Raw genomic sequence first — 18,355 nt, forward strand, 5'->3', positions numbered from 1 at the left:
ATTGGTCGAGAAGCTACCGTTTATTTGATTGAATAGTATATAATCTTGCATACTGGCCATCACCATCTATAAGTTCTTTGTGCTCTCCCGATTCAATAATCTCTCCATTCTCAAGAGTGTATATCCGGTCTGCATTCTTGATGGTAGATAGTCGATGGGCGATTGTAATGATCATATAATCTCGATTCATCTCTTCAATAGACCGCTGAACTTGGTTTTCCAAATTCGAATCGAGATCCGAAGTAGCTTCGTCAAGAATGAGTATGTCGGCATCTTTTAGTAGTGCTCGCGCTAGCGCGACACGCTGTTTCTGGCCGCCGGACAAACGTACCCCATCATCCCCGAGAAGTGAATCGTGACCATCTGGTAAATCATCTATGAATTCATTGACTTTTGAGATCTCGCATACTCGATTGAGCTTGGCATCCGAAACATCTCGATTCCCGAGTGTCAGGTTGTACCGCAGAGTGTCATTAAATACGAAGGGATTTTGACGAACTATGGCGAGCCGGTCGCGCCATTCTCTGATGTCCATCGCATTGATAGGCTCACCATTTGCACGGATCTCGCCATCTTTCACTTTGTACATTCGAGCGAGAAGCGAAACAATTGTTGACTTCCCAGCGCCAGACTGTCCAGCGAAGGCGACGAACTCACCCTTTTTTACCTCAAAGTTGATGCCACGGAGTACTTGTTCGTCGTCACCGTATGAAAAGTGGACATCATCGAACTCAATATGTGTCACTTCATCGGGTACAGCGATTGTTCCATGTTGGGGTTCCTGTCGAGCTTCAAGCTCTTCAACGAATTTGAGTGTTCGGACTAAATGGGGAAGATCATTTTCGATCTTATAAAATAGCCGATTTACATTGCTTGCCCTCGGACCAAGACGGAACATCGCGAATAAGAACACCCCTAACGACCCAAGAGAAAGATTGGCGAATGCCAACGCAAAGTAGATGAGCACGAATACTGACACCGCGACGATGAGGTTATAGAAGTTTTTGAACGCTGCCTCGTTCCGACGGAGAGATATCTGCTCAATAGTAAACTTCTCGATCGCATCCCTAAAATCGTCATATAGCTCCTCAGTAACGTCGAAGATCCGAACGTCGCGGATCCCTTGCGTTCCGGCTTGCACCGCCTCTTGACGTTCCTCGTTCGCATCGGCGACACGATCTCCGATATCGTATCCAGATTCAAGCACCCGCCTGAAAAAGATAGTAAATCCGCCGAGGGCGATGCCTGTCGCAATCGTTAGCTTGGGTGCAATCACCAGCGCGATGAAAAAGTAAACGGCGGCGAGAAACATTTGCTGAAGAAACTGAATTCCGCGTGCGATGACTCGGCCCGCATACGTTGTCTGGGTCACGATCGCGTTTAGAATATCATCGGAACCCTCCTCGTCGAAATAAGAGACTTCTGCATTAAGCGCATTCCGGAACGCTCGGTCTTGAAGATCGCGGATATAATAGGTTCGGACTGCCTCGCGGAGCCACGCAACAGTGAAGCTTGTGGTGTACCGTGCGACCATCACAAGTGACACACCGACAACCACGTATCTGAGTGTGAACGGGACACCGATTAGTTGATACACGTTTACAAATACCCCGAGCACACCGTCTGCCCGCGCTGCAGGGTTTTCGAGTTGGACCAGTTCGACAATTGGGAGGATAAACCCTAATCCGACGCCTTCCAGTATTGCTGCTAGTATTCCAAGTACTAAAATACCAACAGTAAATCGAGGTTTGTACTGCGCAACGTCAAGTAGTGCGTTGATCTTTTCGAGTCTAGATGCTGGTTCAGAATCTGATAATGACATCTATATCAACTGTGGTGGTTCCCACTGGCCATTTGGAGGAACATGATCAATCTCGTCATATAACGTTATCGTCCTATGGTCACTGTGAATTGCCATATCCTGAAATATATGATTACGTAGTGTGTTAGAGATAGCAGCCCTATCCAATTAACAGCTTCAGCTGGTGTTGCTCGATTATTGAACGGGGGGCAGCAAAGCGAAAGACCTCTCCGCGCTAAGGCTGGGACTATTCGAAGATCGAGAGATCTGCTGTCGCGCTGGACGCAGTAGTATTACTGGCGCTGGTGTGCCTACCTAGTTACTGAATCCTATGGGGTAAAATCCGATAATGAACTCAAGTAGTGGTACGGTTTTTCGCTTGTTACGTGTTCCAGCACTGTCGATGAAAAATAACAGCTTCTTTATTGGAAAATTCCGCTACATAACAATCCGTAGTTCGGTACGAATTGAGTAATTGGTCTTCGCTATCTGCCGTTGATATGTATACATAGTCATACTTCCATCCGAGCTGTCGGGAATGGGATTCAACGTCGGCGACTGTTGTATGACGGCGGAGTCGTTGGTTCTCAAGTCGGTACTGTCGTGCAGCATCTGGCCCAATAACTTCTCGACCGTATGGGACGTTAACGACGGTGCGCTGCATCTGGGTTGGACCCCAGTCACGAGCCCACCACTCATCACGTCCTGTGATCATTAGAAATGATGCGTCGCTCGGTGTCTCGCTGGCGACCCATGTCATCGCCGTCATTTCTCCTTCAATTCGCTCAGTGACGCGGTCCGGCTGTTGACTCTGCATAGCGATCGCCGCTGCTGATGTAACGGTTGTCAATATAAGAAAGATTGTGAGCAGCCAAGTGAGTATTTGTTGTACGGGGATTTCACTAATAGCCAATAGCTTGAATTCTGCTTCTTCCCATTGCATTGATAACCTCTCTGCGGCAAGATCTGCTGTTCCTGCAATCCCCGCTGTAACCGCAAGAAATGCAAATATTGGGACTATGTATCCGAGTTCTTGGGATATTTGGACAGCGCCCCCCCCAACTGCGATCGACATCCAAACCCGGTCACCTGTTAAAAATATCACAGTACCGATAAAGAAAAGTGAAACAAATATTGGTTCAGTTAGAGATATTATGAGCTTATCTCCCCGAAAGTGGAGTATATCGAGAATGAACTGGTCAAATGTATAGCGAGTGGATCGAAGGATTCCGTTTGCGATTGGTTCAAATCCGTGTTTGAGAGCGACGATTCCCCACCAAAAAGCACTGATAGCAATACCGATCACAGCAGCTAAACAAAAGGAGGCCACCGTCTTTCGCGTTCGCGTTAATCCAATCGTCACGACACCACAACTGACGCTGAGCAAGGCGAGACCATATCCGCCGCCAGGTGATGCAAGAACGGTGATCCCAAGAATACCTCCAAGTCTGAGGGCGTTCAATCGCGATGGAATACGTGTGAGCCGGAGTGCTTCCCGTGCTCCGAGAAGGAATAGAAATGTTCCAGCGGCCTCTATGAGCCCTTCCGTGACCAGAAAATCATTATACGTTGCTGGATGGACCGCATAGAGCAGCGTGCTGATAAGGACAAGTTCGTTTGAGTCAAAGATATCACGACTCAAAAGGTAGAACACAGGGACTGTGGCCGCACTAAACAGAAAGGGTGTATGAAGAAGGAGATCGTACGCGGATATTGGTAAGACGGTTGCTATCACGGCCAATATATAAAAAACGAGTGGCGGATACGCGAAAGGGAGCCCACCGTCGGAATAATACGGAATAGTAGTTGGATATGTAAAATTCATATTCAAAATCGTGCGGATAAACTGGAGGTACAAGCCACCGCCATTAAGAGGATAGTCGAGGGGAAACCCAGTTTTGAGGGGTGCGAAACGAAGACCGATCCCAAAAAGGACAGCGAGGCATACCCCAATATTGCAAACCGAACCTTCTAGTAAAAATAATTTATTTAGTTTGGATCGAATGCGCATATCTATACTCTATCAATGGCATTGTTTAAATTATCGCCAGATCAAACACAGCGCAACATATTTGCACGGACATCCTCGTGAGTTCTGTCGAACAAGATCCGCGGGAGGTCCTCTGGTTCACGTTCTTACTACTCCGAACTATGTTCCCGTTTGTTATACACCCATTCAGGCGAATCAGAGGTACATCACCCCATACTTGTTGAACAACCGATCGACTGCGTCGGCTAGTTCGTACTACCCGTTTTCCGATGTCTTCATCCAGGTAATATGTCAAAGATACATCCAGGAAACACGAATATCTCCCCGTGTAACCAGCGTCGACGGTTGGTCCGCTGGTTACTTGACCATTTCGAGGACATTTTCGTAGAAAGGGCCTACAGAGCTACAGCTGCCACGAGTCCGCTTTTGTGAACCCCCCACATCGGGCTTTATTCTCCCACCCGCCAAACTCCCAGGATATGATATGTCGCTCGCGGGTCCTTGATCCAAAAGAGGTCCCGGATCAGGAACTGATCGTCCACCGCGGGGGTCACCTCCAGGACGTGCGTGTCTCCTTCCAACGCATGGCGGCTGCAGAAATGCCATCGCCGTTTATGCTGACTGGGCCGCCAGGAACCGGGAAAACCCTGATTGCGCGGAATGCACTCCGACATGTGGCCCAGCAGGACAATATTCGGACGGCCTATGTCGACTGTTGGACCGATTACGATGACTATCATCTGTCGGCCTAGGTCGGTGATCGGTTTGGACTGGATGTTATCTCCCACAATTCGACGGCTCGCACCAGGCGCGTGGACGCACTGTAGCAACCAACTGACACGGCTGGACTCGTTGTTTTAGACGAACTGGAGATAGTTGACGAGGCCGCGCCGCCCCAATAATTGGTTGACGCCCCCAGCCAGAGTATTGCCTGTATCGTCAACGTCTACAACGAGGTTACTGAGCTGCTGATTTCCATTTGAGGGGAGATACCATCCCGGAAACAACGTCTACAGTTCGGTCGCTATACCTTCTCAGGACTCTCTCAGCTCGCGCGTTACACGAGCTGTCTGCGGTTTCGGATCGGTTTCTTGAGTAGATCGCTCAAGTCACCGGCGGTGACGTCCACCTTGGGATTTGTATCCTCCGGGAGGCTGCTCGTCATGCCTGCGATGCTGGTGTGAATCAGCTCGGCGACACAGAGCTTACGGCGGCTGTCGGGTAGCGCGCTAGAACCCACCAGCAAAGTCTGGAGCGACTCACAGCCGATCAGCGCACGCTCTATGCTGGTGAATCTGGCACATTTCGGTAGATGGGCGGCTATATGTATCTCTATCCCCACAGTCTGGTCGAATGGCGGTGAAGGATCCTGATTATTTTGAGTGGGGAACGAGATGAGCGAAGCCGAGCGGTCTGACGAGCCAGCGGATCAGGCAGACCGACAACGTCACATTCCTGTCCGGACGGCGCTGTTGCTCGCCCTCTTGCTCGTCGTTCTCGTCCGCCTCCCGACGATTCAGGAGGTGTTTCGCGACGACTGGGTCGTCCTCGCTTCGAATGACCCCTACTTCTACCGCTATCTAGTGGATCAGACGCTGTCGAGTGGCCCGCTCCCATCGCTTCCCGACCGGGCGATCCGTGGTGAACCGCTTCTCGTCGCGACGCTTTCGGTGGCGGCGTGGCCGTTCGGCGCGGGCACGTGGGGCTCGGGGTTCGTCGTCGCGTGGTATCCCGTCGTCGCGGCCGTGCTCACGGCCGCGTTCGTCTACGGCGCCGCCACACGACTCACCGGCGACGTGCGAGTCGGCCTCGCAGCGGCTGGACTCTTGGCCGTCACGCCGGCGCACGCCTACCGGACGGCCCTCGGCGTGGCCGACCACCACGCCTTCGACTACGTGTGGCTCGCGCTGACGGCGCTGGCCGTGATCGAACTGCTCGCACGGAGCGAGCGTGACCGTCGAACGTGGCTCGCCGCGGGTGCCTTTGCCGTCGCGGTGGCTGGACAGGCGCTCGCGTGGGAGGCTGCACCACTCCTGCTCGTCCCACTCGCCCCTGCGCTCGCTCTCGTTGCACTGGTGGAGATTCGCCGGGACGGGCCGGAACGGCTCGCACCGGTCGTCGTCGGTCTCGTCGGCGGGGCGGCGCTTGCCTCCCTCGTTCACCTACTGCTCGGCTGGCAGTACGAAGCCGTAATCTACGCGCTCAACCTGCTTGCGCTCGGGAGCGTCGGGTTACTGGCGCTTGTCGTCGCCGTCCGACGGGCAGGAGTGTCGTGGGCGTGGCTCGCGGCCACCGAGGTGGTGTTCGGCGTCGTCGCCATCGTCGCCGTTCGTCAGTTCCCGCCGGTCGCGACCGAACTGGAGTCTGGGCTCTCCTTCTTCTTGCGGAGCGGTCCGGCCGAACTCGCTGGTGTCGGCGCCAACTACGGGGCGGTCGGCGTGCTCGTCATCCTCGGCTTCGCGTCCGTGCTCGCGGCGCCGATGCTCCCCTTCGCGGCTAAGTGGGGCTGGCAACGGCTCGACCCCGGCTGGTTCGTCGTCGTCGTGTACACCGTCCACTTCGGGGTGATCGCGGCGCTCCAGCGGCGATTCGCCGGCGAACTCGCCCCCTTCGCCGCCATCCTCGGCGGCGTGGGCTTCGTGATGCTGGCGTCGTGGTTCGACCTTGTGCGGCCGCCAGTACCCCGACGTGACGGGAGCGACGACACTGCGACCCCAGCCGTCGCCGCCGACGGGGGCGATGACGACGATGACCTCGTCGTCCCGGATCGAACCCGCGTGGCGCTGCTCGCCGGGCTCGCGGGCGTCGCCGTCGGCTCCGGTTCCCTCTACGCCGCACTCATCGATCGCCGGCTCGTGATCACCGACGCCACTTACGAGGCGGCGCGCTGGATCACTGAATACGTTGACGAGAGGAATATTCCCTACCCGCAGAGCTACGTCCTCAGCAAGTGGGGCCGCAACCGCGTCTACAACTACTTCGCGAACGGCGAGGCGGCGTCCTATGCCTACGCCGAGCGCACGTACGAGGAGTTCCTGTTCTCGAACGACGCCGACTCGTGGTACGACGAGTTTGCGGACCGCGTTGGGTTCGTGGTCACCCGGGACCTGCCGCATCTCGGCTTGATTTCCGCGTCGACCGTGCAGTCGACGCTCCACGACCGCTTCGGGAGCGCCACGATCAGCAACATCGGCGGCGTCGGTCACTTCCGGGCCATGTTCGCCACCGACGACGGCGCGCGGAAGGTGTTCCGCGTCGTCCCCGGAGCGACGATCCGCGGCCCTGCACCGGCGGAGACGGCGCGCGTTCGGCTCGCTGCCGACGTGTCGATTCCTGGCGACGAGTTCGAATACGTCCGACGGGCGACGGTCACGGACGGGACGTTCGAGGTGACGGTCGCCAATCCGGGGACGTACCGCATCGGAGTGGAGGAACGGACCGTCGAAATCACCGAACGCATGGTCCAGTCGGGAGACTCTGTAACCGTCTGATCGAAAAATGGCGGCAATACTGCGGCGAAAGAGCAATCATACGCTGAACAGGCGCAATACCACGGCTTTCAGGCCGTGAATATGCGCCGTCACTCCACCTACACCAAGCGAAATTGAAGGAGTAGAATCTGAACGCTATGCGACAGTTCTAGCTGTCTTCGGCACTCTTGATGAGGACTTCAGTACCGAGTTGGAATCATCTTCTCACACCCCACCGTGTCGAGTGTTCTCAGCAATTCCCGATACCGAACTCATCGGTTCGCGAGTGCCGAATGTTTCGAGTAGCTATTCGGGACTGCCTCCTCACCACTCCACCATGTCAAGTGTTCATCTCAGAATTGCTCAATTCTGTTATTTCGCTTAATATCTTGCAGTTCCGTATGCGGGATAGTTTCTGTTGCTATGGTCGCAAGTGGCTAAGAGAGTTCCTCTACCGAACCTTGCGGCGAAAGGTCTAAACAAGGCTAGATGCTGTGATTAACGTCCGACACCCCACCGCGTCAAGTGTTCCGATAGAGGTTCTATAAGCTGGAAAGCTATTGATCTTAGCACTTTCCCCAAGGCAATCTACTCCATTGACTGAATCAATTCTACGACACGCCGCGGTAGCGTGAGTGCCTCAAAGTCACTCACAACGTTAGCAACAAGATTGAGGCCGACAGCGAACTCGTACTCGTAGTACTGTCCTCCGGAACGGCCCTCGTTACGAGAACGACGGTCAAGGATACCAAGCATTGCAAGGTCAGCAAGGTGGTCATGCATACGACGGCGAACCAGCGGATCGATATCCGACTGCTCAGATATTGTACGATACTGTGGGTAAATGTCCCGTACGCGAAATGGCCCTCCTGACTCAAGAGCTAATTGTAGGACCGCCACGAGCGAAAGATGTCCATGGCGTGTGAGTTCGCGCATCCCGTGTTCGATTTGGCTCCGCTCAAGTTTGTTCCGGGCTTCGTGAACATCGTCCTTGGTAATTTTGTCATGGCTTGCAGCTCGTGCGAGTTCGCCGGCTTGGTACAACAAATCAAGCGCTTGTCTTGCACTCCCTGTGTCTTGTGCGGCAATAGCAGCACATAATGCGAGTACGCCCGATTCAGTGGCATCATCAAAGAGAGCACCCTCCGCTCGTCGATCAAGAATTGCTTCCAGCTCGGGCGCATTGTACGGTGAGAAGTGGATCTCTTCCTCACAAAGTGTGTCTTTCACTTTCGGAGAGAGATTATCCCGAAAGCCGAAGTCATTGCTAATTCCGATTACTCCGGGTTTCGTTGCTGTTAGGTAGCCGTTTGAGCGCGCTCGTGGAATTTCATAAAGGATCTCATCGTCGGTACCAATGTGATCAATCTCGTCGAGGACGATCAAGACTGTTCCACCGACTGCATCGAGTTCCTCATACAGGAGATCAAAGACACGTTGTTGGGGATATCCAGTTGTGCTGATTTGATCCTCAGCTGGACGTAGTGTATTGACGAGGTTGACTGCTACTTGATACGACGAAGAGAGATTCGTACAATTAAGCCAAAACACCGACAGAGAAACATCGTCGTACTGGGCTGAGTCTTGTTGCAGTTGTTCGAGCAGATACCGTGAGACAGCTGTCTTCCCAACACCAGTTTTCCCATATAAGAAAACGTTCCGTGGTTGGGCACCGTTTATTACCGGTTGGAGTGCGGTTTTGTACGCACTTAGTTCCGCCTCTCGAGCCATGATTGATTGCGGTTGGTAATCATCCCGAAGCATATCCTCGTCGCGGAAGATATGGGTGTCACGAGTGAACGTCGGCATCAGTTACTCATACCTCTTGATTCAGGGGTAATAAAACCACTGCGTCAAGTGCGTCGAATGAAGATAATCGAAGATCTGGAGAAGATAGACTAAGCAATATAGACTGTATAACCACGCTATTCTACGATTCCACGTAACTAAACATTCGACATGGTGGGGTGAGTTCGTCACAGTTGATGGAGATATCCAACTCTGCCCCAACCTCGTTTGGAGAACATTCGACACGGTGGGGTGTGGGAGGAGCGGTTAATTCTGATATTTATTTGTCTGACAACCCGGCTCTAATCTAGCATCAAGTGCACGCTCAACGCAACCGTGTGCCTGCGGAGTTGGTGGTTGGAGGGCCGTGAATTGTTGCTCAAAAACCAGCTCAAGAACGCCCGATATCTGTGAGATCTGACGCTTGTACCGAAATAAAACCTGCTGAATCAGACCACTACTCAATTACATCGTCACATACGACTTGGCGAAGCTCGTTGAGCAACTCTGGATCGTGTTTTTTCAAATGTACGATATCATTCATAAGTGGCCCTTCAATTCGCGCACGGATTCGAGAGCGTGCCTCATACTCTCGTTGCTTTTCTTTCTCACCTGCAAGGCAGTTCTTTTCGTAGTCGGTGAGTAGTCCACGTCCAGTTGACACAATACATTGTTTGCTTGTAGCTATCTAATCTTTGTTGACTTCGTGCCTCCGAGAGAGACTTACTATTCTGCATGGTTGCTGTATAGAGCAAGTTTTAATACGGGTGGGGAAATACATAAAAGTGCGACGCACGGGATGTCTCAGAAAAACCGAGGCCGGTGCTGCAACACCGACCCGTGCTTCGCTAACCCCTACGAAGCATGACGAACTCTGATCCACCAAATAAAGAACCTGTCGCACAGTCATTGGACCACGACCTAGCCGACTCACAGCTCCACCGCTGTCTTGTCTGCGGTGTCGTTGGACTCCCAGAACGGATCGCGATCCACACCTGCCAGGACACGCCCAGCACCCACCCCCAGACGACTCGGATCACTCCCGACCCAGCCCACCCCCGGTCCCGCACTACCCACACAGCGACGCTCCAGCGGTGTGCAGACGCACTCTCACCCGTCTCCGGCGTCCAGGCCGCGGACGTCTGCACCGACAATCCCCTCCTCAACCATCCGGTCCTCGAAGTCGTCGGTGGCCCAGGCACCTTCGTCCCACCCCGAATTCTGCACATTCTCGCCACACACCATTGTGGCCTCCGCGGACTCCACACGCGACAGCTCCCCCAGTCGTGGGTCCTTGAAGCGGTCTGTCCCAGCCCCGCACAGTCACCGGCCAGTACCACCCCATCCACCCACCAATGACACACCTCCCAGACGACGATCAGCCCACCACTGAGACCGGCTTCACCGTCGAGACCGGTGTCACCCGCCAGCTCGAAGACGAATACTCCAAAGCCGCTCTCGAGGTTACCTCCAAAGCGACGGCCGACCAAACGCTCCTCGTCGGATTCGGTGGCCACTGGGGGACGACCACCACCGAACTCACACCAACCCAAGCCCGTGACCTCGCCCGCGCGCTTGAACACGCAGCCGAGCAACTCAAGACTACCCCGGAGTCGGCTCCAGAGAACAGTCAATCCTCGACGACGGCCACTAGCACTGACACCCACGAGTCATCTCCCACACCAGACGACCCGCTTGAGCAGGAGGTGCGCCATGAGCGATCGTGACGACTCCGGTGACGACGAGCCCGTCCACGACCCCCCACGCGACACTACCCGTGGACGGGGCCACGGCCAAGGCGTGTGGCTCGAGATCCAACTCCAGCAGGCCCTTGAAGAGTGGGGGTATGCCGCCGCCCGTCGTGAACCCCTCGTCGCACTCACCGCGGATGTCGTCGCCTGTCGCCAAGAGCCCCGAGATAAGCCCGCCGACTACCTCGTCGCCGAATGCAAAGACTGGCAAAGTCGCGCCATCGACGAGTCGGTGATCATCCGCCTCTGTCTGCTTGCCTTCCTGGGTCGGGCCATGCCCGTTCTCTGTCACACCTCAAGACTCACGGATCGGGCGTGGCGACTCGCCCAGGCCTTTGACGTCCGCCTGCTCACGCTTGAGGATCTCGACGGTGACGAGCTCCCACCGCTGACTCGCAAGCGGCCACCCAAGGCGGCCGATATCCACCGGGACTCGATCAGCCCGGAGACCCTTCGGCAAACGCCGCCAGTCACACTGTGTCGACCTCCACATGACCGGCAGGATGCCGATATCGAAGCGGCGATCTTCTCTCCCACCAAGAGCGCGCCGTGTTACGTGCCCGATCGGTCCGGCCACGAAGAGTATGCCGATACAGCGTTTTCGCGGTATCTCCGCCACGAACGCCGCAAACGGGACACACAGGTCGACGACCAGTAGGGAAGACGACGAGCGCAGAACCAACCTTCCCTGTCGCTCACAGAGATGCGAGGTGGAAGCCCACGGCTTCAGCCATGGGAGGAATCCGACTACAGCCTGCTGTTCGTGGTTGATTATAGCACAGCTCCGCAAATCTTTATGTCCTATGAGGTCATAAATCATATAGAATAGCAGGATGCCGGAGAACCAGCCGATTGAACTCAATCGCGCCGTCCCAGGTGGCCGCGTGGAGTTGTTCGCGACCCGCGACGAGTATCCCGGTGATTGGTTCTACCAGTTCCAGTACTACCACCCGGAAGAGGGCGAGTTCCTGCGCTACGACAACGCGCACGATGACGACGATCTCGGTTGGCACCACCGACACGTTCGATTCGGCGAGGATTCCGAGATTCCGTTCCAGAACATCAGTGCGCACGTCGCCCGCTTCCTCCAAGAGGTCGTCCACCTCACCGATATCGAGGACACGAACCATGACTGATCACACCACCGACGGCTGGCCCGACAAGTACAGCGACCCCCGCGACCGTCCGCACCCAGACATCCTTCGCGTGACTGTCGAGTCGTTCGACGCGGCCCGCGAGGGTACGGTCGGGGCTGTCGACGCAGTTGCCGAAAGAGAATCGGCACCGGCAGTCGTGTCGTTCGCGACGGTCGGAGAGCTGCGGAAGATGCTGACCGACCGCCGCATCGAACTCCTCCGGACGCTGTTGAATACCGACGGTGCTGCCGAGAGTATTTCAGCGCTGGCCGAGGATCTCGGCCGCGACTACCGGACGGTCCACGACGACGTCTCCCTGCTCGCAGACTACGGCCTCCTTTTCGTCGTCGACGAGGGGCAGTCGAAGCGGCCGTACCTGCCCTACGAGCGGATTCACCTCGACGTTGAACTCGCCGGCGGAGAACCGGACGAAGAGCCCGCACCGGCCTGACACAGCAGCCGGTTGGCCGACTTCGAACGGGTTGATGCATTCGATCCGCGCAAGTCTACAGGCTGAGCAGGCCGAGTGCCTCGAGGCTTGATCCCGAGGGTGAAGGCCGTACGCTCCGCTAAACGTGTTCCGTGCGTTCGATATACTGCTCAATCGTGTCTGTCGAAACGTCGCCTGCCGTCCCAACGTAGTACGATTCCTCCCAGAACCCACCGCCCCACAGATACTCCTCCAATAATGACTCGTGCTGTTCCCACATCTCCCGCGCCGTGATGCTCTTGACCGTCCGCACAATCTTGCTCGGCGCGTGCTTCGGGTGGACGAAAAGGAACAGGTGTACGTGGTCGGGTGAGAAGTGGAGTCGTTCGAGAGACTCCGTCTCTCGTGATCACAAAAATCGGAGATTTTCGGACGACGACAGTATCTCGTAGCCGTACTCATTGCACCCATCACGGAAACTCGCTTCCAGCGAATTCTCGATTGGTTCGAGGATGGCGTGGCGGTACTTCGGACACCACACGAAATGGTAGTTGACGTTGTACACCGTGTGATTCAACCGCTTCTCACCCATATCGAACCCACCCCACCAGCACAGTTAAGTATATCCAAAGGATATACGCGGGTATGATGAATCGCTTTGAAATCGACGGCGAGGAAGTTCTCGATGGCGAGGTCAAACCGTTCGGGAACAGCGCCCACGTCACTGTCCCGAAACGCTGGCGTGGAGCCGACGTGAAAGTCGTCCGAACCTCAGAACCCACCGAACAAGACGAAGAATGAGCGACTCACAGGCTCTCGTCAAGACTCTGGATTTCCAGCTCAACATCCAGAGTGACAACGAGGGTCTGCTGTACGACGCCACACTCGAAGCCCGTCGAGTGTACAACGAAACCATCCGACTTGCCAAAGACGGCGTAGACTGGGACGCCATTCCCGGCCGCGTGGCCGACGATGCCAACCTCGTGAAGAACACGACTCAGCGCGTCGTTGCCAAGGCTCTCGGTGCGATGGAGAACTACTACGAGTACGACAACTTCGGACTCCCCAGTCACACCAAGGACGGTGCGTACCCGATTCGTGCGAACTACGAGGAAGGGTACAACCTATCGCCCACCGACGACGGTGACGTGGCGTTCCGTATCAGCGCGAAGCCGTACAAACACGTCAAGGGCGTCCTCGAAGGGAGTGACTCCCACCTCGATATTCTCAAGACTGCGCTCACGAGAGACGAGTGGAAGATTGGGACAGCGGAAGCCCTCTTCCACAACGACAACGCTGAGTTGCACGTCAATATCACCAACACCGAGCAGGCTGTTCGAGACAAGCAGGACTCGCGGACGGTCATCGGTGTGGACGTGAACGAAGACAACGTAGCCCTCACCGCTCTGTCCGAAGACGGGGTTGAGAACACGCTAGTTATCGACTCTCCCGAAATCAAGTTCGAGCGCCACCGCTACTTCACGATGCGGAAGCGCGTCCAGAACGCGGGGAAGGAAAGCGTCCACGACACGTTGGAAGGGCGTGAGGAACGGTTTGTCCGCGACCGACTCCACAAGGTGTCTCGGCACATCGTGGAGTGGAGTCAGCAGTTCGAGAAGTCGTGCATCGTCTTTGAAGACCTCAAAGAGATGCGCGACAGTATCGACTACGGTACGCGGATGAACCGACGCTTGCACCACCTCCCGTTCCGCGCCCTTCAGTTCTATACGTCGTACAAGGCGTCGTTCGAGGGCATCCCGACCGCGTGGATTAATCCTGAGTACACGAGTCAACGATGTCCGATATGTGGGCATACGGAGCGTGCGAACCGCAACAAGAAGCGGTTCAAGTGCAAGGACTGTGAGCATCAAGACCACAGCGACCGTGGTGCAAGCGTCAACATCGCCGTGAAAAGCGTGAAGAAACTCAATTGGAATGTGCCTGCTCTCAACAGCCTTCCCGTTGTTCGAAAGGTGCGACGGCAGGCATCGGGGGCCGTGGACGCCCCGACCGTGACCCACTCGACCGTTCGAGGCTATCAGGCCGATGGTCTGATGGGAGTGTCCGACTAACCTACGGGAAGCCTCGGGGCTTGACCCCGAGGCGGTTCACACCCATGCCCCCAGCCCACATCCTCGTTCCCCTCGATGGCTCACCGCTCGCGGACGCGGCGCTCGCGGAGGCGCTCTCGCTTTTCGACTGTCGGATCACAGTGTTGAACGTCGTGACGCCGCTCGACACCGGGATGAGCGAGGGCGGGGTTCTCGACGCTGGCGGGGACCGGCGTGAGCGCGCGGGTGACCGCGCCGACCGCCTCGTCGACCAGGCGCAGGACCGGGCAGCAGACGCCGACCGGACGGTCGAGACGGTCGTTCGATCGGGTGATCCGGCGGAGACGATTCTCGCCTATATCGACGACCACGACGTCGACCGGGTCGTGATGGGTGGCCACGGCGGCGAACGGGGCGCCGTTGCCCGGCGGTTGCTCGGGACGGTCGCGACGGCTGTCGTCGGTGAGGCGCCGGTGACGGTGACGGTCGTGCGCTAAGCGAGGACGGCCGCGAGACCCCGGTAGAGGCCGAACCCCACGGCGATGGACGTGACGAGCGTGACGATCCAGAACGTGAGGGTGACGCCGATTTTCCGCTTCGAGACGCCGGCAGACCCGCCGGCGAGGCCGCCGCCGATGACGCCCGAGATGATGATGTTGTTGAAGGAAATGGGGATGCCGAGCGCGATGGCGAGTTGGGCGATGATGAACCCCGGAACCAGCGCGGCGATGGAGCGTCTGACCCCGAGTTGGGCGTACTCGCGCGAGGTGGCCTGTAGGAGGCGGGGGGCACCCATCCACGCCCCGGCGAGGATGCCCGTCGCGCCGAGGGTGAGGAGGACGACTCCCGGCAGGCCGAGTTCGGTTCCGTAGAGGTTCTCCAGCGGTCCGGTCGCCAGCCCGACCTGACTGCCGCCGCTGGAGAAGGCGACGACGCTGCCGAGGAGGACGAGGAAGGTGCGGACGCCGTCCTCGACCGACGCCTGCGTTCGGCGGCGGATGAACTGGAAGCTCGCGGCGGCGGCGACGAGGGTGACGAGGACGATCATGGGGTCGACGGTGCCGACGGTCGGCGCGAGTCGTCGTGCGACGAAGCCGGCGACGGAGCTCTGGGTCGCACCGGGCGGCGAGGGAATCACGCCCAGTTGCACGTTCGCGACGATGCCGCCGACGACGGCCGCGAGCAGGGGAACGCCGAGCGTCTCCGGGATGTCGTCGCGGCGGAGGACGGTCGCGGTGAGGTAGGCGAGGCCACCGGAGGTCGGCGGCACGAGCGCCCAGAAGAGTCCGATGCGACGGTAGGTGTCGACGGCGGGGTCGCCGCCGAGCGACAGGCCGACGCCGACCATCGCGCCGGTGGTGGCGAAGGCCGCGGGGATGGGGTAGCCGGTGTAGATGCCGAGGGCCATAAAGCCCGTCGCGGTCAGGAGGCCGGCCGTCGCCGCCAGCGACGTGATCTGCACCCCGCCGACGAGGCCGGCGCCCACCGTCTCGGAGATGGCGCCACCCTGTGTCAGTGCGCCGAGTGCGGCGAGAATGCCGATGAGGAACGCCGCGCGCATCGTCGAGATGGCGTTGGCCCCGATGGCTGGGGCGAACGGTGGCGAGTTGCTGTTGGCGCCGAGCGTCCACGCCGTGCCGAAACTGGTGAGCGTCGCCACGACGACGAGCGCCCAGAATCCGACTCCCGCCACGCTCAGCGCTCACCACGAACGGGTCTGAACATGAGCATGAACACTGATTGCAGCGGCGACGAGATAAACGTTCGCGCCGCCGCTACCCGTCTTCGTCGGTACGGAACTCGAACCGCGCGCCCCCGTCTCGGCCCTCGGTCACCGACACGGACCAGCCGTGTGCGTGGGCGATCCGTTCGACGATGGCGAGGCCGAAGCCGGTGCCGTCCTCGGCGGTCGTGAAGCCGTGGTTGAACACGTCGTCGCGTTCGTCCTCGGGGATGCCGGGGCCGTCGTCCGCGACGGCAAAGCCCGCGGAGAAGTCGAGCGGCGTCACCCGAACGTGTACGTCCTCGGAGCCGTGCTCCACACTATTCCGGAACAGGTTGGACAGCAACTCCCGCAGGCGGTCCGGATCGGCGTCGACGTCGGTGTCCTCGACGGACAGTGCGGCCGACGCCGTGTCGATCTGTGCCCACGCCTCGGTCGCGACGGCCTCGACCGACGTCGATTCGAACTCCAGGACGCGCTGTCCCTGTTCGGCCATCGCCAGCAAGTCGTCGATCAGCGTCTCCATCCGGTCGACGGTCGTACCGATGTCCGCACACAGTCGTTCGACGCGTTCGGCGTCGACCGTCCCGCCCGCGTCGTCGACGGCCATCTCGAACCGCGTGAGTTCGGCGTCGAGGAGCGCGAGCGGGTTGCGGAGGTCGTGGGCGACCGTCTGGCCGTACTGTTTGAGCCGTTCGTTCTGGGCTTCGAGTTCCCGTTCGTACTCCTTGATGGCCGACACGTCGCGGTTGATGGCGACGAAGCCCGTGATCGATTCGTCGCCGTCGATCGGAGCGATGGTCTGATCGACGACGTACCGCGTGCCGTCCTTGCGTTCGTTGACCACCTCGCCCTGCCAGACGTCGCCGTCGAGGATCGTCTCCCAGAGATCGCGGTAGAACGCCGCGTCGTGTTCGCCGGAGCGGAGCATCGCGGGCGTCCGACCGATCGCCTCCGCCGCGGAGTAGCCGGTGACCGCCTCGAAGGCGTCGTTGACGTACTCGATCGTTCCCTCCACGTCGGTGATGAGGACGCTGTGGCCGGCGTGTTCGACCGCGCTCCGGAACCGTTCGAGATCACGCTCCTGTCGCTTGCGAGCCGCGGCGTCGCGCACCGTGTTCACCTGATACGGCTCGCCCTCGATCGTCACCCGGGCGGTGACGACCTCCGCCGGCACTTCCTCGCCGGTGTCGACCCGCTCGATCCGCGTGTCGTAGATTCGCCGCTCGCTGTCGTCGAACGACCGCCAGTACGCCTCGAAGCGGTCGGGATCGAGATCCGGATCGAGCGTGGCCATGTGGCGCGTCCGGAGGTCGTCGCGGCCGGTCCCGAACAGTTCCGCGAGCCGCTCGTTGACGTACGTGGCGTAGCCGTCGGCGCCGTAGGTGCCGATGCCGATGCCCGCCTGATCGATGGCCTGCTTGAGGAAGGCCAGATTCAGTTCCCGCTCCTTGCGCTCCGTGACGTTTCGGTTGATGGCGACGAAGCCGGTGATCGTCTCCCCCTCGTCGGTGATCGGCGCGATGGTCTGGTCGATGACGTACTGTTCTCCGTTCTTGCGTTCGTTGACGAGTTCGCCCTCCCAGACCTCGCCGGACGAAATCGTCCGCCACAGGCTGCGATAGAAGGCGTCGCCGTGCTGTCCGGACTGTAGCATCGACGGGCGTCGGCCGACCGCTTCCGCCGCCGAGTAGCCGGTGACCGCCTCGAAGGCGTCGTTGACGTACTCGATTCTCCCGTCCGCGTCGGTGATCAACACGACGTGACCGGCGTGTTCGACCGCACTCCGGAACTGTCGGCACTGCCGCGTCGCCCGGTACCGCTCGATGGCGTTTTCGATCCGGTTGGCGAACAGTTCGAACGCCTCCGATCCCGGCCGCTTCCGGACGAAGTCCGTCACGCCCCGGGCGAGCGCCTCGCTCGCGATGGACTCGTCTTTCACACCGGTAACGAGGACGAACGGAAGGTCGTCGTCCCGGTCCCGAACCCGCTCGAACAACGCGAGGCCGTCCATCCCGGGCATCCGGTAGTCGGAGACGACACAGTCGAACGTCGTGTCGTCCAGTCGGTCGAGCGCGTCGCTCGCGCTCGCCGCCGTCGACACGACGAGGTGATCGCTCGTTCGTTCGAGGAACGTCGCCGTCAGCGCCGCGTACTCCTCGTCGTCGTCGACGTAGAGGACGCGCCCCGACCCGGTCGTCTCGCCCATACCGGT

The 18,355-nt window shown here is 58.3% G+C and carries 14 protein-coding genes and 2 pseudogenes; 9 read left to right on the forward strand and 7 right to left on the reverse strand.

Annotated features, from left to right (window positions below; all coding sequences use genetic code 11):
* Nucleotides 1-13: 13 nt before the first annotated feature.
* Entirely contained in the window at nt 14-1,822 is a 1,809-nt protein-coding gene (locus tag DU484_RS07435) for an ABC transporter ATP-binding protein (RefSeq protein WP_114605555.1), read from the reverse strand.
* Between the two features lie 361 nt (nt 1,823-2,183).
* Nucleotides 2,184-3,812, reverse strand: coding sequence for a hypothetical protein (locus DU484_RS19505; RefSeq protein ID WP_157969534.1), 1,629 nt, complete (start codon nt 3,810-3,812; stop codon nt 2,184-2,186).
* Nucleotides 3,813-5,185: 1,373 nt separating this feature from the next.
* On the opposite strand from DU484_RS19505, the gene DU484_RS07450 reads away from it, so the two are divergent.
* On the forward strand, nt 5,186-7,282 hold the full coding sequence (locus DU484_RS07450) for an STT3 domain-containing protein (protein ID WP_157969535.1): 2,097 nt from the start codon (nt 5,186-5,188) through the stop codon (nt 7,280-7,282).
* 567 nt (nt 7,283-7,849) lie between these two features.
* Here the strand turns inward: DU484_RS07450 and DU484_RS07455 are convergent.
* Nucleotides 7,850-9,070, reverse strand: coding sequence for an orc1/cdc6 family replication initiation protein (locus DU484_RS07455; RefSeq protein ID WP_114605559.1), 1,221 nt, complete (start codon nt 9,068-9,070; stop codon nt 7,850-7,852).
* Nucleotides 9,071-9,355: 285 nt separating this feature from the next.
* Between DU484_RS07455 and DU484_RS20730 the strand changes: the two are divergent.
* Nucleotides 9,356-9,463, forward strand: a pseudogene (locus DU484_RS20730) (IS5/IS1182 family transposase); the annotation flags it as partial.
* A 696-nt stretch (nt 9,464-10,159) separates the two neighbouring features.
* Here the strand turns inward: DU484_RS20730 and DU484_RS19510 are convergent.
* Nucleotides 10,160-10,315, reverse strand: a complete 156-nt coding sequence (locus DU484_RS19510; RefSeq protein WP_157969536.1) for a hypothetical protein — start codon at nt 10,313-10,315, stop codon at nt 10,160-10,162.
* 89 nt (nt 10,316-10,404) lie between these two features.
* On the opposite strand from DU484_RS19510, the gene DU484_RS07465 reads away from it, so the two are divergent.
* The 4 genes from DU484_RS07465 to DU484_RS07480 all read left to right on the forward strand — a co-directional run bounded on the left by DU484_RS07465 (nt 10,405) and on the right by DU484_RS07480 (nt 12,387).
* Nucleotides 10,405-10,776, forward strand: a complete 372-nt coding sequence (locus tag DU484_RS07465) for a hypothetical protein (protein WP_114605561.1) — start codon at nt 10,405-10,407, stop codon at nt 10,774-10,776.
* A complete protein-coding gene (locus tag DU484_RS07470) occupies nt 10,763-11,458 on the forward strand; it encodes a hypothetical protein (protein WP_114605562.1) in 696 nt (231 codons plus the stop codon). The genes DU484_RS07465 and DU484_RS07470 overlap by 14 nt, the downstream gene beginning before the upstream one ends.
* A 226-nt stretch (nt 11,459-11,684) precedes the next feature.
* The gene (locus DU484_RS07475) at nt 11,685-11,936 is read left to right on the forward strand and encodes a toxin-antitoxin system TumE family protein (RefSeq protein ID WP_262342891.1); all 252 of its coding nucleotides are present in this window, start codon (nt 11,685-11,687) and stop codon (nt 11,934-11,936) included.
* A complete protein-coding gene (locus DU484_RS07480) occupies nt 11,929-12,387 on the forward strand; it encodes an HVO_A0114 family putative DNA-binding protein (protein WP_114605564.1) in 459 nt (152 codons plus the stop codon). Before DU484_RS07475 ends, DU484_RS07480 begins: the two co-directional genes overlap by 8 nt.
* Before the next feature lie 118 nt (nt 12,388-12,505).
* On the opposite strand, the pseudogene tnpA reads toward DU484_RS07480, so the two are convergent.
* Nucleotides 12,506-12,958, reverse strand: a pseudogene (tnpA, locus tag DU484_RS07485) (IS200/IS605 family transposase).
* A gap of 53 nt (nt 12,959-13,011) precedes the next feature.
* Here tnpA and DU484_RS07490 point away from each other — a divergent pair.
* The 3 genes from DU484_RS07490 to DU484_RS07500 are packed head-to-tail and all read left to right on the forward strand — an operon-like array spanning nt 13,012 to nt 14,914.
* Entirely contained in the window at nt 13,012-13,167 is a 156-nt protein-coding gene (locus DU484_RS07490; protein ID WP_114605565.1) for a DUF2080 family transposase-associated protein, read from the forward strand.
* The gene (locus DU484_RS07495) at nt 13,164-14,438 is read left to right on the forward strand and encodes an RNA-guided endonuclease InsQ/TnpB family protein (protein ID WP_114605566.1); all 1,275 of its coding nucleotides are present in this window, start codon (nt 13,164-13,166) and stop codon (nt 14,436-14,438) included. The genes DU484_RS07490 and DU484_RS07495 overlap by 4 nt, the downstream gene beginning before the upstream one ends.
* A 44-nt stretch (nt 14,439-14,482) precedes the next feature.
* Nucleotides 14,483-14,914, forward strand: coding sequence for a universal stress protein (locus DU484_RS07500; RefSeq protein ID WP_114605567.1), 432 nt, complete (start codon nt 14,483-14,485; stop codon nt 14,912-14,914).
* Here the strand turns inward: DU484_RS07500 and DU484_RS07505 are convergent.
* Nucleotides 14,911-16,110, reverse strand: coding sequence for an inorganic phosphate transporter (locus DU484_RS07505; protein WP_114605568.1), 1,200 nt, complete (start codon nt 16,108-16,110; stop codon nt 14,911-14,913). The two genes, DU484_RS07500 and DU484_RS07505, sit on opposite strands and share 4 nt — an antisense overlap.
* Nucleotides 16,111-16,192: 82 nt before the next feature.
* A complete protein-coding gene (locus tag DU484_RS07510) occupies nt 16,193-18,349 on the reverse strand; it encodes a hybrid sensor histidine kinase/response regulator (RefSeq protein ID WP_114605569.1) in 2,157 nt (718 codons plus the stop codon).
* Nucleotides 18,350-18,355: the final 6 nt, after the last annotated feature.

This window comes from Haloplanus rubicundus, assembly GCF_003342675.1.
GTDB classification, from domain to species: Archaea; Halobacteriota; Halobacteria; order Halobacteriales; family Haloferacaceae; genus Haloplanus; species Haloplanus rubicundus.